The 13,557-nt window shown below is 46.1% G+C and carries 15 protein-coding genes; 3 read left to right on the forward strand and 12 right to left on the reverse strand.

Features of this window, described 5'->3' with window-relative positions; translation table 11 throughout:
* The first annotated feature begins 50 nt into the window (after nucleotides 1-50).
* Nucleotides 51-707 (forward strand): SDR family NAD(P)-dependent oxidoreductase, encoded by a 657-nt coding sequence (locus tag M1J35_RS20325; protein WP_254652154.1) that lies wholly within the window; start codon nucleotides 51-53, stop codon nucleotides 705-707.
* A 42-nt stretch (nucleotides 708-749) separates the two neighbouring features.
* Here M1J35_RS20325 and M1J35_RS20330 read toward each other — a convergent pair whose 3' ends face one another.
* Nucleotides 750-1,847: a flavin monoamine oxidase family protein gene (locus M1J35_RS20330; protein ID WP_254652155.1), complete on the reverse strand. Its 1,098-nt coding sequence runs from the start codon at nucleotides 1,845-1,847 to the stop codon at nucleotides 750-752.
* Nucleotides 1,848-1,980: 133 nt separating this feature from the next.
* Nucleotides 1,981-2,130 carry a hypothetical protein gene (locus M1J35_RS20335; RefSeq protein ID WP_224522202.1) on the reverse strand — a complete coding sequence of 50 codons (150 nt, stop codon included), beginning with the start codon at nucleotides 2,128-2,130 and terminating at the stop codon, nucleotides 1,981-1,983.
* Between the two features lie 108 nt (nucleotides 2,131-2,238).
* Between M1J35_RS20335 and M1J35_RS20340 the strand changes: the two genes are divergently transcribed.
* On the forward strand, nucleotides 2,239-2,691 hold the full coding sequence (locus M1J35_RS20340) for a universal stress protein (protein WP_034756224.1): 453 nt from the start codon (nucleotides 2,239-2,241) through the stop codon (nucleotides 2,689-2,691).
* Between the two features lie 101 nt (nucleotides 2,692-2,792).
* Here the strand turns inward: M1J35_RS20340 and argH are convergent, their stop codons facing one another.
* Nucleotides 2,793-4,187: an argininosuccinate lyase gene (argH, locus tag M1J35_RS20345; RefSeq protein ID WP_254652156.1), complete on the reverse strand. Its 1,395-nt coding sequence runs from the start codon at nucleotides 4,185-4,187 to the stop codon at nucleotides 2,793-2,795.
* A complete protein-coding gene (locus M1J35_RS20350; RefSeq protein WP_254652157.1) occupies nucleotides 4,184-5,395 on the reverse strand; it encodes an argininosuccinate synthase in 1,212 nt (403 codons plus the stop codon). The genes argH and M1J35_RS20350 overlap by 4 nt, the downstream gene beginning before the upstream one ends.
* Before the next feature lie 211 nt (nucleotides 5,396-5,606).
* Here M1J35_RS20350 and M1J35_RS20355 point away from each other — a divergent pair, with 211 nt between their 5' ends.
* Nucleotides 5,607-5,918, forward strand: a complete 312-nt coding sequence (locus M1J35_RS20355; protein ID WP_254652158.1) for a hypothetical protein — start codon at nucleotides 5,607-5,609, stop codon at nucleotides 5,916-5,918.
* Between the two features lie 27 nt (nucleotides 5,919-5,945).
* Here M1J35_RS20355 and M1J35_RS20360 read toward each other — a convergent pair whose 3' ends face one another.
* The 8 genes from M1J35_RS20360 to sppA all read right to left on the reverse strand — a co-directional run bounded on the left by M1J35_RS20360 (nucleotide 5,946) and on the right by sppA (nucleotide 13,466).
* Nucleotides 5,946-6,785 carry an EcsC family protein gene (locus M1J35_RS20360; RefSeq protein WP_224522198.1) on the reverse strand — a complete coding sequence of 280 codons (840 nt, stop codon included), beginning with the start codon at nucleotides 6,783-6,785 and terminating at the stop codon, nucleotides 5,946-5,948.
* A gap of 315 nt (nucleotides 6,786-7,100) precedes the next feature.
* A complete protein-coding gene (locus M1J35_RS20365; protein ID WP_051758302.1) occupies nucleotides 7,101-8,336 on the reverse strand; it encodes an acetate kinase in 1,236 nt (411 codons plus the stop codon).
* Nucleotides 8,337-8,632: 296 nt separating this feature from the next.
* The gene (locus M1J35_RS20370) at nucleotides 8,633-9,619 is read right to left on the reverse strand and encodes a class I SAM-dependent methyltransferase (RefSeq protein WP_371928690.1); all 987 of its coding nucleotides are present in this window, start codon (nucleotides 9,617-9,619) and stop codon (nucleotides 8,633-8,635) included.
* A gap of 131 nt (nucleotides 9,620-9,750) precedes the next feature.
* Nucleotides 9,751-10,251, reverse strand: coding sequence for a thiol peroxidase (tpx, locus tag M1J35_RS20375; RefSeq protein WP_034756208.1), 501 nt, complete (start codon nucleotides 10,249-10,251; stop codon nucleotides 9,751-9,753).
* A 128-nt stretch (nucleotides 10,252-10,379) separates the two neighbouring features.
* Complete coding sequence (gene ytfJ, locus M1J35_RS20380; RefSeq protein WP_224522194.1) at nucleotides 10,380-10,856, reverse strand: GerW family sporulation protein; 477 nt, start codon at nucleotides 10,854-10,856, stop codon at nucleotides 10,380-10,382.
* Nucleotides 10,857-10,871: 15 nt separating this feature from the next.
* Entirely contained in the window at nucleotides 10,872-11,582 is a 711-nt protein-coding gene (locus M1J35_RS20385; protein ID WP_254652159.1) for a DUF2953 domain-containing protein, read from the reverse strand.
* Nucleotides 11,583-11,910: 328 nt separating this feature from the next.
* Nucleotides 11,911-12,363 carry an RDD family protein gene (locus M1J35_RS20390; protein ID WP_254653816.1) on the reverse strand — a complete coding sequence of 151 codons (453 nt, stop codon included), beginning with the start codon at nucleotides 12,361-12,363 and terminating at the stop codon, nucleotides 11,911-11,913.
* Nucleotides 12,364-12,455: 92 nt separating this feature from the next.
* The gene (gene sppA / locus M1J35_RS20395) at nucleotides 12,456-13,466 is read right to left on the reverse strand and encodes a signal peptide peptidase SppA (RefSeq protein ID WP_254652160.1); all 1,011 of its coding nucleotides are present in this window, start codon (nucleotides 13,464-13,466) and stop codon (nucleotides 12,456-12,458) included.
* Nucleotides 13,467-13,557 lie beyond the last annotated feature (91 nt).

Raw genomic sequence — 13,557 nt, forward strand, 5'->3', positions numbered from 1 at the left:
TTTTTTTACCCATTCATTTGCATATACAAATATAAAAATTGGAGGAATACATGATGAATAAAACGATTGTCATCATCGGAGCCGGTAAAGGGATCAGCTATGAGACAGCGAAGAATTTTGGATTGAAAGGATACAAGGTCGCACTCCTTTCTCGTACCCTCTCTTCACTGCAGGAGCTTGAAAGTGATTTAGCGGCGCATGGTATCATAGCAAAAGGATTTCAAGGTGATGTTTCATCCGGATCGTCCATGAAAAATGCCCTTTCTGAAGTAAGAGCTGCATTTGGTGATGAAATCGAGGTCCTGTTGTATAATGCAGCGTCCATCCGACCTGGACAACCGACTGCGATTAACGTGGAGGATTTCGTTTATGACTTTAAAGTGAACGTGGCAGGTGCACTAGTCGCCGTTCAGGAAATCCTTCCTTTCATGAAAAGAGACTCCGGATCCATTCTTTTGACAGGTGGAGGTCTTGCGCTCTATCCAAGTGCAGACGTTGCTTCATTATCCGTTGGAAAAGCGGGCTTAAGAAACCTCGCTTACAGCCTGAATCAGGAACTGACGCCGAAAGGAATCTTTGTAGGGACTCTGACCATTAACGGATTCGTTCAGGAAGACACTTATTTCTCGGGGGATAAGATTGCCGGAGCTTTATTCAAGATGCATGAGGATAAAGGAGACGTTGAGGTTGTGTACGAAGAGGCGTGACAGATCAAGAGCCATCACAGGGTTGATGTGATGGCTCTCTCTTTATTTATATGGGTTCTCCAGTAATCTGGAAACCGCACGTTCAGCCGATCGGAGAGCACCTTCGAGATGACCGCCACTTTCGGCTGCTGTTTCGGTTCCGGCAAATAGGATTTTCCTTTCCCACACACCTGCATGCCCAAGTGGACCATATTCAGGAAAATTCATCAGCGGTTCAGCATCTTCTTTTACGGCAGTATGTGGGTCATCTGACCAGTCCTTGTACAGAAGGGAGATTGGCGAACCCGCCTGCTCACCGAATAAGCGTTTCAGCTGTTCCAAGACAAGCTCCACTATTTTATCCTCACCCAGCTCCCTGCGCGTTGCAGCCGGCATCCCGAAGAATCCAAACAAAGCACCTGCCCCTTTATCTGGTGAAGCGTCATGTATTTCCTGAAGAGGACCTGCCCAGCTCGTTACCTGACCCGAAAGACCATCCTTCCGCCAGAAAGGCCGTTCATAAATGGCTATTGCCTTTGCCTGTCCCGCCATCCAAGTCGGCATTTCAAGCATGCTTTGGATAAGGGCTTCCGGAAGAGAAGGTGAGAATGAAAGATGTCGTGCCACAAGTCGTGGTGGCATGGCAAGGATCACAGCTTCTGCCTTCCATTCCTTCTTCCCGCCTTGCTCATCAGCTTCGACCGTGATGCCCTCACTGTTATCCATCCGGATTGCCTTTACTGCTGTATTCAACTGAACAGTTCCCTGCGGAAGAGTATCATAGACGGCATCAATGAGTGACTTCACACCGCCGTGCAGCCTGAAAGATCTTTGCACAGCTCCTTCCGGTAACACATGCTGTTGCGGGACAACATTTTCTGACTGCTCATAGAGAAGGGCTCCTTCCGTATGCTGCAGGAACGTCTGTAAACCGAGCTCCTTTACAAGACGTGTGATGAGAGGCTCATAGTCAGGCCAGAACCACGTCGGTCCGAGGTCCACTTTCGCAAGGTCCGTCCCTCCGATGGTCTCGCTTATGACTCTTCCGCCGATTCTTCCCCGGGCTTCAAGGACCACACACTCAACGCCTTTCGAGTGGAGGAGGGAAGCGGCTCTGAGACCGCTCAGGCCAGCCCCGACAATGATCACAGGTTTCTTCATGCCGTGACCTCCTATTCTCTTTATAATATAGAGTATTGTAGCAGAAGGGACGGACCTTTTCATTCAGGGGAGCTTAAGCCATAAAAAAAGAGCTTGCAGAAACATTAACTGTCTCTACAAGCTTTTCCTTTACCTACTCTTCATATTGCTCGTTTTCATACGTACCATACTGACCATTCTCCGTATCGATGACACCGCTCGTATACGAATCCATGATCTGCTGGCTTACCTGTTGGTTCGCATTTTCATCATATGTGAACTGCTCTTTCGGATCCTTCTTCATGGTGATTCCCCCTTAAAAATAAGTAGTCGATTCTCCTTTATTGTTCGAAAATTGGCTACAGATATAAGTGGGAAAATATAGTATGATGAATGTAAGGAGGGGATCACAATGAGTTTAAAATATCACAACATATTAGTAGCTGTAGATGGATCAAGGGAAGCAGAATGGGCCTTCAAAAAAGCGATTGCCATCGCCAAACGGAACGACGCCGTTCTTTCCCTGATCCACGTCATCGACACCCGCTCTTTCGCGGCCATCGAATCCTACGACCGCACAGTAGGAGAAAGAGCCATCAAGTATGCTGAAGAATTATTAAACGAGTACAAAGAAGAAGCGGGCAAAGCCGGATTGACCAAAGTCAAAACCTATGTCGAATACGGCTCCCCGAAAGTGATCATCCCAAGAGAAGCAAACAAAAACGTCAAAGCAGACCTCATCATATGCGGAGCCACCGGCCTCAACGCCGTCGAACGCTTCCTCATCGGCAGCGTCTCCGAACACATCACCCGAGCTGCCCACTGCGACGTACTGGTTGTCAGAACGGAAGAAGTGGAAGATTGATTTTACCATCTTCTCCCAAAAAAAGAGCGGTTGAAGGAGAAGGTTCCTTTTCAACCGCTCTTTTTGGTGATATTAGAAAGGAAATCAATCAGCACTATCAATTACACAGATTGAGCAGCCAAAGATCCCAACTCAGCCTTCCCCTTCCCAATCTGCACCTTCACCTGCTCAAATCCCGTACCACCATACGACTTCCGTCTCTCCACAGCCGAATACGGAGTCAAAATCGAATAAATATCCTCCTCGATCAACGAAGAAAACTCACCATACTCCTCAAGCGATACATCCTTCAGATAGCAGCCCTTCTCGATGCAATACAGCACAAGCTTCCCAACGATTTCATGGGCCTGTCTGAACGGAATCCCCTTCGTCGCCAGGTAATCCGCAAGCTCTGTCGCATTGGAAAAATCATTCCCGACCGCTTCCTTCATCTGTTCACTATTCACCTTCATCGTCGAAATCATGCCCGTAAAGATCTTAAGCGATCCCACGACGGTTTTCACCGTATCGAACATGCCTTCCTTGTCTTCCTGCATGTCCTTGTTGTATGCAAGGGGCAGACCTTTTAACACAGTGAGAAGAGAAATGAGATTTCCATTCACCCTGCCCGTCTTCCCTCTGACAAGCTCCGCCATATCAGGGTTCTTTTTTTGCGGCATGATACTGCTACCCGTCGTGAAACTGTCATCAAGCTCGATGAATCGGAACTCCTCTGTGGACCACAGGATCATCTCTTCCGCGAGACGGGAAAGATGGGTCATCATGATCGAGCTGTTGCTCAGGAATTCCAAGATGAAATCACGGTCACTCACGGCATCGAGACTATTCTCATAGCACGCACCGAAGCCAAGGAGCTCGGCTGAATATTCCCTGTCGATGGGGAATGTCGTCCCGGCAAGCGCACCTGCACCCAATGGAGAGATATCAATTCGTTTTAACGAGTCGACAAGTCGCTCCTTATCACGGTTCAGCATCCAGAAATAACACATCAGATGATGAGCGAACGAGATAGGTTGGGCACGCTGTAGATGAGTGTACCCTGGAATGATCGTTTCAACATTTGCTTCCGCCTGGGCGATGATCGCTTCCTGAAGGTCCTCAACCAGCTTGACGATTTCCTCCACACGTCTTTTTAAAAAGAGATGCATGTCTGTCGCCACCTGGTCGTTACGGCTTCTGCCCGTGTGGAGCTTGCCGCCGACCTCACCGATCAAATCGATTAGATGCTTCTCCAGATTCAAATGAATATCCTCATACTCAACGGAAAACTGAAGCTCATTCTTTTCAGCTTTTCCATACAGCACATGGAGGCCATCGAGGATCTGATCGGATTCACTGTTTGTCAGAATCCCGCACTTTTTCAACATTTTCACATGGGCGATGCTGCCTTCAATGTCCTCCAGTACAAGCTCCTGGTCGAATGAGATGGATGCATTAAATTCATCCACCCACTCTTCAGGCTTTTTGGTGAAACGCCCTCCCCACAGCTTACTCATAGAGTGACTTTCTCTTTCTTCTCAGCGTTGACCATGGAAGACACCTTCGTCGGCAGACCCCAAAGTTGAATGAATCCAATGGCAGCATCATGATCAAATTCATCCGCTTTTGTGTACGTTGCAAGGTTTTCATCATACAGGGAGTTCGGTGATTTTCTTCCTTCGACGATGGCATGACCTTTGAATAATTTCACGCGTACGACACCATTTACATACACCTGCGTTTGATCAAGGAAGGCCTTCAACGCTTTATTTAATGGAGAGAACCAAAGTCCCTCATAAATTAATTCTGTCATTTTTTTCTCGATCACCGGTTTGAAATGGGCAACTTCTTTCACCAATGTCAGGTCTTCCAGTTCCTTATGAGCTTTTAAAAGAGTCATGGCAGCCGGACATTCGTATACTTCACGTGACTTGATGCCGACAAGACGGTTTTCCACATGATCGATACGTCCGACTCCGTGCTTACCGGCCAGCACATTCAGTTTCGCAATGATTTCATCAAGAGGATATGCCACGTGATTCAGTTCCACAGGCACGCCTTTTGAGAACGTGATTTCAACTACATCCGCTTCATTTGGCGATTCTTCGATGCTTGATGTTAGATCGTATGCATCTTCAGGTGGTGCCGTCCAAGGATTTTCGAGCACCCCGCACTCATTGCTTCTGCCCCAAAGATTCTGGTCGATGCTGTATGGAGAATCCAAATTGATGGGAATTGGAATCCCCTTGTCCTTCGCATATTCAATTTCCTCTTCACGTGACCATTTCCATTCACGAACCGGGGCGATTACTTCTAGATCAGGATTCAATGCCGCGATGGACACTTCGAATCTCACCTGGTCATTTCCTTTTCCCGTACAGCCATGTGCCACAGCCGTTGCATCTTCCTGTTCTGCGATCTCTACAAGCTTTTTAGCGATCAACGGTCTTGAGAGAGCGGACACCAGTGGGTATTTTCCTTCGTACAGCGCATGACTTTGAAGGGCAAGAAGCGCGTATTCATTTGCGAACTCTTCTTTTGCATCGATCACATAGCTTTTAGACGCTCCAACCGTCAATGCTTTTTCCTGTACAAAATCAAGATCTTTTCCTTCCCCGACATCCAGGCAGCATGCAATGACTTCGTATCCTTTTTCCTTTAACCATTGAACTGCAACCGACGTATCCAAACCACCTGAGTAGGCTAATACCACTTTTTTATTCATCCGTATCTCCTCCTGTTGATTTTCTATATAAATGAATATTTATTCTTTAAGATGAATTTATATTAGCAGTTTACGAGAAATACATCAATACTTATTCATGAATTTGTATAATTATTTTATGGACAATTGGTGACATCCCCTTCGCACTGGGCTTCAGCGGGAATTTATTGTAGGATGAAAGAAGAATGAAATGTGAGGAGCATCCAGATAGATGAGGAACGAATTTTTTTCATATGATTCAAGACTGGGAATCCACCTCCCATTGCAGTTGAAGGAATGGCCGAAATATTCATCAGAGGAACAGGAAGTGATTCTCCTGGAGTGGGAGCGTGTCCGGGGAACCATTCCAGACCGGATCGGGGAAATTGATGGGGAGATCGAGCGCCTTCAGGATGAACTGGCTGGGGAAGATGATTTTGAGCGGTCCTGCAAGATCAATCATGAAATCTCTGAACGTGCTTCGGAAATCAATGATCTATGGCTCTGGTACCGGACCAATCCGGAAAAAACAGAAAGGGAATGATGCGTTGAACGCATCATTCCCCTTTTTTTATTGTTCATTTTTCTTATCGCGCAGATAGCGGTATTGATAATATTTTTCGGCAAAATCAGTGATCTTCCTGGAAAGCTGATAATTGGATCCCGCTCCGATGGCAATGCTGACAAGAGGCAGACCCGACCACTTCTTACCCTTAAACATGGTGATGGCCATCGCTTTCAGTGCCTGCTTCATGGACCCCTCAAGCCACGTATAATCCGTCAGCTGCTCCGACCCGTCGTAGAAGTAATTGGAATCCTTCTTGTTCAAGTCCTCCTTCAGATCCTCCCAAGCAAGAGCCCGGAGCCTTGCCGGCAAGGTTGCGGCATGGAACACCTTCAGCGACGTCATCATTTCAAACGGCGTCTGAACATCGAATCCATACGTGATGGCGATGAGCTGCACCGAACGGAGATTGATGACGAGCATGGCAGGCAGATCCGAACCCAGAGCCACCAGCCCCCCGGTACCCGTCACCCCTCCTTGCAACAGGGAGTAGATGCGATGGCGTCCCGCATGCTGCTCCGCTATGTAATGAAGCTGGTCAATCGTTAAATAATGAAGATCCTCGACCGTCTGAATGTCCTGATTGAAGGCACGAGCCGTCACAAGGATCCGCTCCCGTGCATCATTTTGCATCTGTGAACCTTGAATCAGGGAATGCATATGAAACAACCAGCCATCAAGACGCTGAAAAAACTGATCCTGAACATCTTCAGGAATCGATTCAAACGCGTAATCCAGCCACTTCACATATGTATGCTCCAAATCATTCGCTTCATATTCATACAACTCTTCTCTCCAAGCCTTGATCGACTGCCATACCTGATTATCTCGTTCTGACCAGTTCACTTCTCCCCACTCCTTACATTCCTTAAATTACGTATAGTATACCATATATGGAATGGACAAATCCTTTGTGACGGGGATAATGGTGGGAATAGTCAGTATACTCTATTCGTAAAGAAAATCCGACAATCCAGCATGATTCATTGGTATGTCGCATGATAGAAGTGGATCTCGCATGAAAGTTTAAATACACGCATGATTATCGTAAATCCGGCATGATTCAGGTCATTTTCCGCATGATTCCTCATTTTGAGGTCCGTCCCTCATTTTCTGAACAAAAAAACAGGACCACCATAGCTGGCGATCCCGTTTCATTTATTAGATATTCCCTTTTTCCACAACATCACGAGCAATCATGACTTCTTCATTCGTAGGAATGATCATGACTTTTACCGGTGAATGCGGATAGTTGACGAATGCTTCTTTACCACGGACCTGATTGCGTGCCGGATCCCAGTATACGCCCATGAATTCCAAGCCTTGAAGGACTTTTTCACGGATCAGTGTACTGTTCTCACCGATACCTGCTGTGAAGACGATCGCGTCTACACCGTACATGCGTGATGCATATGAACCGATGTATTTGTGGATACGGTTAGCGAACACTTCAAGAGCCAGTTCCGCACGCTCGTTACCTTCTGAAGCCTGCATCTCGATATCACGAAGGTCACTTGAGAATCCTGATACACCAAGCATACCGGACTTCTTGTTCAGGATATTTAATACTTCATCAGCCGTTGATCCAGTTTTCTCCATGATGAACGGGATAAGGGCCGGGTCAATATTACCTGAACGTGTTCCCATGGCAACACCGGCAAGTGGTGTGAAGCCCATGGATGTATCGATGGATTTTCCGCCTTCGATCGCTGCGATACTTGCACCATTCCCTAAGTGACAAGAAATCAGGCGCACTTGCTCTTCCGGACGGCCAAGCATTTCAGCTGCACGCTGAGATACATACTTGTGGGAAGTCCCGTGGAAACCATATTTACGGATTCCGAAATCTTCATAGTACTCATACGGAAGGCTGTATAAGAATGAGCTTTCAGGCATCGTTTGGTGGAAAGCTGTATCAAACACAGCAACCGCAGGAACAGTCGGCAGTACGCTTTGGAATGCCTTGATTCCCGTTAAGTTTGCAGGGTTATGAAGTGGTGCCAGATCAGAAAGTTCTTCGATTTTGTTAATCACTTCGTCAGTGATCAGAACGGATTCATTGAAGACTTCCCCACCGTGTACGACACGATGTCCGATTCCTTCGATTTCATCAAGTGAGTTGATGATGCCATAGCCTGTCAGCTTTTCTAGCAGCATTTTAACCGCTACTTCATGGTTCGGGATATCCGTTACTTCTTCACGTTTCTCATCGTTCACTGTTATATTGAAAACCGCATCGTTCAATCCGATACGTTCAATTAGACCTTTAGTAATGACTGTTTCTTCAGGCATATCAAAAAGCTGAAACTTTAAAGAAGAGCTTCCAGCATTAATTGCAATCACTTTTTTTGCCACGTTGTATCGCTCCTTTTGTTTTCGATCTATCGACTCTACCATTATTCTGTTCATTGAATCGTTTTTTATCTCTCAATTCCCCATTAAATCACTGACTCCACCCTATTTCAAGAAAAAGCTTGAAATGACATCGTTTTCATGTTAAATTAAATGTTTTCACAAAAGTTTGAAAACAGCACGCCGTATTTGGTTGCATGCAAAATTTGTCGTTCTATGTTGAGTGTTCGATAAATTTAAATGACGGTCGAATAACTCTTCATTCTCTGCATACCCCCACCACCTGTCCAATAAAACACCAATTAAAAAAGACCGCCAGAAGGCAGTCTCGATTCATACGATTATTTATTCTGCACAAGCCACTGATCAATCTTCGACAGGATATCCTGAAGGGCTCTCTGATTCGATAGGCTTGGCAGTTGAGCAAGCAATACCTCTTTAGGAGGCTTGATTCCTTCCTTTTTCTTCTGAAGGATCAGGATGCTCTTCGCCGAGTTTTTATTTTTAAACAGTGAAAGCGGCAGCTGCAGGAAGCCCTGGATGTCTGCTTTCTCTTTCAGGTATCCTTGAAGCTGTGCACTGTGCGGCGATTCGAAAAGGCCGTTCGGCACGATGAAGAAGAGGTATCCACCGTCTTTCGTATGCTTCAAGCTTTGTTCGATGAACAGATGGTGGGCATAAGAGTGGCCCTCTTCCGCTTTCAGCTCATAATCCTGGGCGCGCAGGTCGTTCGGGTAATACCCGATCGGCAGGTCGCACAGGACAAGGTCGACGGGATCGATGAACAACGGCTCCAATGAATCCTGGTTAAAGAGCTGCAGTGGATGCTTCTGAAGATCGGCTCCCACATAGGCAAGTTTGATGAGCACTTCATCGATTTCGACACCGATGGACTGGGTTTCTTTACCCGGCATCTGGTTCAACACCGTCGTCAGGAGATTCCCCGTTCCGATTGCAGGGTCAAGGACGGTCAGCTTATTCATGCCCGCCGTGAATTTATTCACCAGGTAGCTGATGAACAGCCCAAGTGAATCCGGCGTCATTTGATGATTCGGTTGCACGTTTTCCTTCATTCCTTTTAAAATAGCGAATTGGAATGCTTTACGGATATTTTCATTCTCAAGTTGAGAAACGTTTGCTTCGTCGTATTTTTTGTTCAGGCGCTTCTTGGTCAGTTCACTGACTTCTTCCTGAAGGACATCCCCTTGAAAAAGGTTCTCCCCCGTTTCCGCAACGGCTTCTAAATAACTGCAGGCAAGTTCATCCTTCAGCAGGGTAGCCGTTTCGTCGATTATTCCAAATAATGATTCGACTGGCGAATTAATCATCGGCATTCATTCCTTTATCTCAATTTCATTCATCTATTTTACCTTTGTCCAAGACGTTTGTAAAAAAAACAATGCTGACCATCCGAGAATCAGGTCAGCATGTCTTAAGAAATATTCTGGTTGGGACAGGATTACTTCGCGTTTTTCACTGCTTCAACCGCAGCGTCATAATCCGGGTGATCAGTCGCTTCGCTTACATATTCCACATACGTTACTTCATCATTGCTGTTTACAACGAATACAGCACGTGCCAGAAGACGAAGTTCCTGGATGTGTACACCGAATGCTTCACCGAATGAAAGGTCGCGGTGATCGGATAACGTTTGGACATTTTCGATTCCGTTCGCTCCGCACCAGCGTTTTTGCGCGAATGGAAGGTCCACTGAAATCGTCAATACTTCCACGTTATCAAATTTCGTTGCTTCTTCATTGAACTTACGTGTCTGTGCATCACAAACACCGGTATCGATGGAAGGAACGACACTGATCAGACGTACCTTGCCCTTGGAATCATTCAGTGTGACTTCCGATAGATCATTAGCTAATACTGTGAAGTTGGGAGCTTTGTCGCCTACTTTAACCTCATTACCTAATAGAGTGACAGGGTTATTCTTAAACGTGATATTTGCCATTATTTGTTCCTCCTCTATGAATAGTATGTACCCTTTCATAGTACAGAAAAAGGGAGGGGGAAAGCAAATCATAGGGGTCCTTTTCAAAAAAAAGATGAGCTCACTCATTCGAGTAAGCTCACAATCATTTACAGCTCCATCTTATGATTTTGATTGTGCTGTCCGTTCTGATCCTCTTTATTGCCGTCCTTTTTCATCATGCCCTGGATCTTCTCGATGGCACCAGGAGCAAGGTCCAGCAGGCGATCGATCAGGTGAGTGCTTTCATCTAAATGAAGCATCTTGATTCCTTTCGAGCTGACTATCAGGAACGCGATCGGGGTAATGGAGACACCGCCACCGCTACCTCCGCCAAACGGCTGCTGCTTAGGGGATGACTTGTCACCGCCGCCTTCTCCGCCTTTACCGCTGTCGTCTTTTCCCTTACTGTCGATGATGAACTCACTACCACCTGCAGCAAACCCAAAGCCTACCTTTGAAACGGTAAGGATGACACTTCCATCGGGTGTTTCAACGGGATCACCGATGATCGTATTCACATCGATCATTTCTTTTAAATTTTCCATTGCCGTGGTCATCAGACCTTCAATCGGATGTTCTGACATATGAAGACCTCCTAGTTAAACTGAATGTTTTTCTCCAGAAATGGTGGAAAGGGGCTTTGTCTTGAACTTAGCCATACCGCCTCTCCAGTACCGAAGTATCTTGAAACCTACTAGGATAGCATTCCCTATGCGAAACTGGATAATACATGAAAATTGCGTTTGGATCACTGCATGCTGAAAAGTCGGGGTCACCTCGATGACAGGCATAGATTGAAGGCGCATATACCCGCTCAGGATGCCGATGATGCTCCCTTTCATTCCCCAAATCGTCCCAGTCAGCGTCCCCGTCGATGCCGCATCCCCGGTTCCGAATAAAGTTTTCCACTCGATCTGATCCAGTTTGACTTTTTTCAGAAACCCCCGGATGATCCGGTGCATGGACTGGACGTGGATGACGATTTCCTTTGTATCATTTAAACTCGCAATGAAATCGTGAGGCGTGATTTTCTTTTTGGAAGCCTTTTTCTTGGAAGGGTCGCTCTCCTTCCCCTTCTTCGTTTCCTGTTCGACCACAACATTCGGACCGTCGTCATCAAGCTTCACGAGGGGGATATCGATCGTATACTTGATCAACCCGAACCACGCCCTCAGCTTCACCTTGAAATGATCATTGTCATTTCCATGGTATAGGGAGATTGTGATGGTCAGCTTCGTGATAATAAGAATGAATAATAGAAAAATAATAAGTGCCGCGATAATGATTAACGTCCAGATCCACCAGCTCATAAATTCACACCCTTCAACCTCTTATTATGGCCTTTGTTGGGGAAAATAAACTCCGGTGGGTGGAAAATGCAGGGGAAAATCGGCTCTTGGGGAGGGGGCCTGACGGGGATTGCGTCATTTTGGGGGGTGATTGCGTCGTTTTTTGATTAATTGCGTCATTATTCCTGTGATTGCGTCATAATTTATTTAATTGCTTCATTTCACCAGGTAATTGCGTTATTTTCCATAAAAAGGTAACGTTTCACAAAGTCATCTCATTTTCTTCACAGAAATCCAATTCCGCATAAAAAAAAACAAACCCGCCCCATCAGCAGGTTTGCCTCTCTTTTTACACAGCCGGAGTAAATTCCAGCTTCTTCTTTTCCTGTACCACCGTCGTATCAGCAAACAGGTCATGAATGCCCTGCTTCTTATTGGTAAACGCCACCACCACATATAAAATAAAGACGGTCGTGGAGATGAACCGGCCGATCAGTTCCCTGAAAAGGATGGTTCCCCATGATGGCTTCGTGCCTTTCAACTCGATGACCCGGATGCCGAATACCATTTTGCCGATGGTCTGGCTGAAATATTTCGTCATCAGGATAAAGTATCCGTAGAAAACGATACTCGTCAGAATCGAGATCGGGGCAAACATCGAGCCGTCGGATAAGGAAATGTCCAATAGTTTAAAGATTGGATTCACAATCAGCCGCGTGATGCTGCCGATGACGATCAGATCGACCAGATACGCCCAGAAACGAATCCAGAATCCCGCCAGGTAATAACCGTCGTGGGGGATGGTCTTTGAAAAGTCAGGAGAAGAAGATTGGACTTCGATATGCTCCCGTGTTTCATTATGTTCATAGCGATCACTCACTTCATTCACCTTCCTTATTCAGAATAGAGATACATCAATCGTGGAGATCCCGGGTTTGAAAGAAGCTTCATCAATGCCGCTACTTCCATATCCTGCCCCATCATTTTCTTTGCACCCATACTGAAGAACTCGGAGAAAGGATCGCCCGCCGTGTATTCAAATACTTGTGCATCTTTCAATTTATAATCCTTTTTCATCGCGGCAATCGTATCTTCCACATAGCCGAATTCATCAATCAGATTGACTTCCTTCGCCTGGATTCCATCGTACACACGTCCGTCGGCAATCTTCTTCACTTCCGCTTCCGACATATCACGGCCTTTAGCGATGACATCCACGAAACCTTCATACGAATTATCGATCATTGATTGAATGATCTTTCGTTCTTCATCAGTCATTTTACGGGTCGGACTCATAATGTCCTTATACGGGCCACTTTTGATTGTGACAAAATCGACGCCGTATTTCTCAGCAAGTTCTGAGTAGTTGATGCTGTGCATGATAACACCGAGTGAACCCGTGAGCGTTTCTTTGCTGGCAAAGATTTTTGTAGCCGGTGCTGATATGTAGTAGCCTCCGGATGCCGCCGTACCACCCATCGATACATAGATCGGCTTCTTCGTTTTTTCCATGATTTCAACCAGCTTTGAGTGGATCTGTGCACTCTCTACCACGCCTCCGCCTGGGGAATTCACTTTTAAAATGATCCCTTTGACTGATTTGTCTTTTTCAACGGCATCAAGCTTATCCATAAAGAGCTCGTGGTTATAGCCCGGGCTTTCGAATAAGGAACTTGCACCACCCGTATCCTGGATGACACCTTCCACTTCCAGGACCGCGATCCGTTTATTCGCATTCCCTTCATCGATGATTTCCTCGGAGAATGGATTGTCCGTCCCTCCGAACATGTCTTCAAATGCTTGATTAACATCACTTGTCACAGCAGAGGTCGCAAAGTTGACGATTACCGAAACAAAGAATAATGCGCCAGCGATTCCTAATGCCGTCCACCTTTTTGCATTCATCTGTATATTCCTCCCTCGTTTACCCTATCTTATGTAAGGATATGAATATCATTCTCATGGGGAAACATGATAGAATATTCACTAAGTTAGA

The organism is Rossellomorea sp. KS-H15a (genome assembly GCF_024195245.1).
Lineage (GTDB): Bacteria > Bacillota > Bacilli > Bacillales > Bacillaceae_B > Rossellomorea > Rossellomorea vietnamensis.

Coding starts and splice junctions, on each gene's coding strand:
- argH (WP_254652156.1), bottom strand. CDS start 4,187: ATGAGTAAGCTGTGGGGAGGGCGTTTCACCAAAAAGCCTGAAGAGTGG.
- sppA (WP_254652160.1), bottom strand. CDS start 13,466: ATGAATGCAAAAAGGTGGACGGCATTAGGAATCGCTGGCGCATTATTC.
- M1J35_RS20365 (WP_051758302.1), bottom strand. CDS start 8,336: ATGGTAGAGTCGATAGATCGAAAACAAAAGGAGCGATACAACGTGGCA.
- M1J35_RS20385 (WP_254652159.1), bottom strand. CDS start 11,582: ATGAGCTGGTGGATCTGGACGTTAATCATTATCGCGGCACTTATTATT.
- M1J35_RS20340 (WP_034756224.1), top strand. CDS start 2,239: ATGAGTTTAAAATATCACAACATATTAGTAGCTGTAGATGGATCAAGG.
- M1J35_RS20350 (WP_254652157.1), bottom strand. CDS start 5,395: ATGAATAAAAAAGTGGTATTAGCCTACTCAGGTGGTTTGGATACGTCG.
- M1J35_RS20335 (WP_224522202.1), bottom strand. CDS start 2,130: ATGAAGAAGGATCCGAAAGAGCAGTTCACATATGATGAAAATGCGAAC.
- M1J35_RS20330 (WP_254652155.1), bottom strand. CDS start 1,847: ATGAAGAAACCTGTGATCATTGTCGGGGCTGGCCTGAGCGGTCTCAGA.
- M1J35_RS20370 (WP_371928690.1), bottom strand. CDS start 9,619: ATGATTAATTCGCCAGTCGAATCATTATTTGGAATAATCGACGAAACG.
- ytfJ (WP_224522194.1), bottom strand. CDS start 10,856: ATGTCAGAACATCCGATTGAAGGTCTGATGACCACGGCAATGGAAAAT.
- M1J35_RS20325 (WP_254652154.1), top strand. CDS start 51: ATGATGAATAAAACGATTGTCATCATCGGAGCCGGTAAAGGGATCAGC.
- tpx (WP_034756208.1), bottom strand. CDS start 10,251: ATGGCAAATATCACGTTTAAGAATAACCCTGTCACTCTATTAGGTAAT.
- M1J35_RS20355 (WP_254652158.1), top strand. CDS start 5,607: ATGAGGAACGAATTTTTTTCATATGATTCAAGACTGGGAATCCACCTC.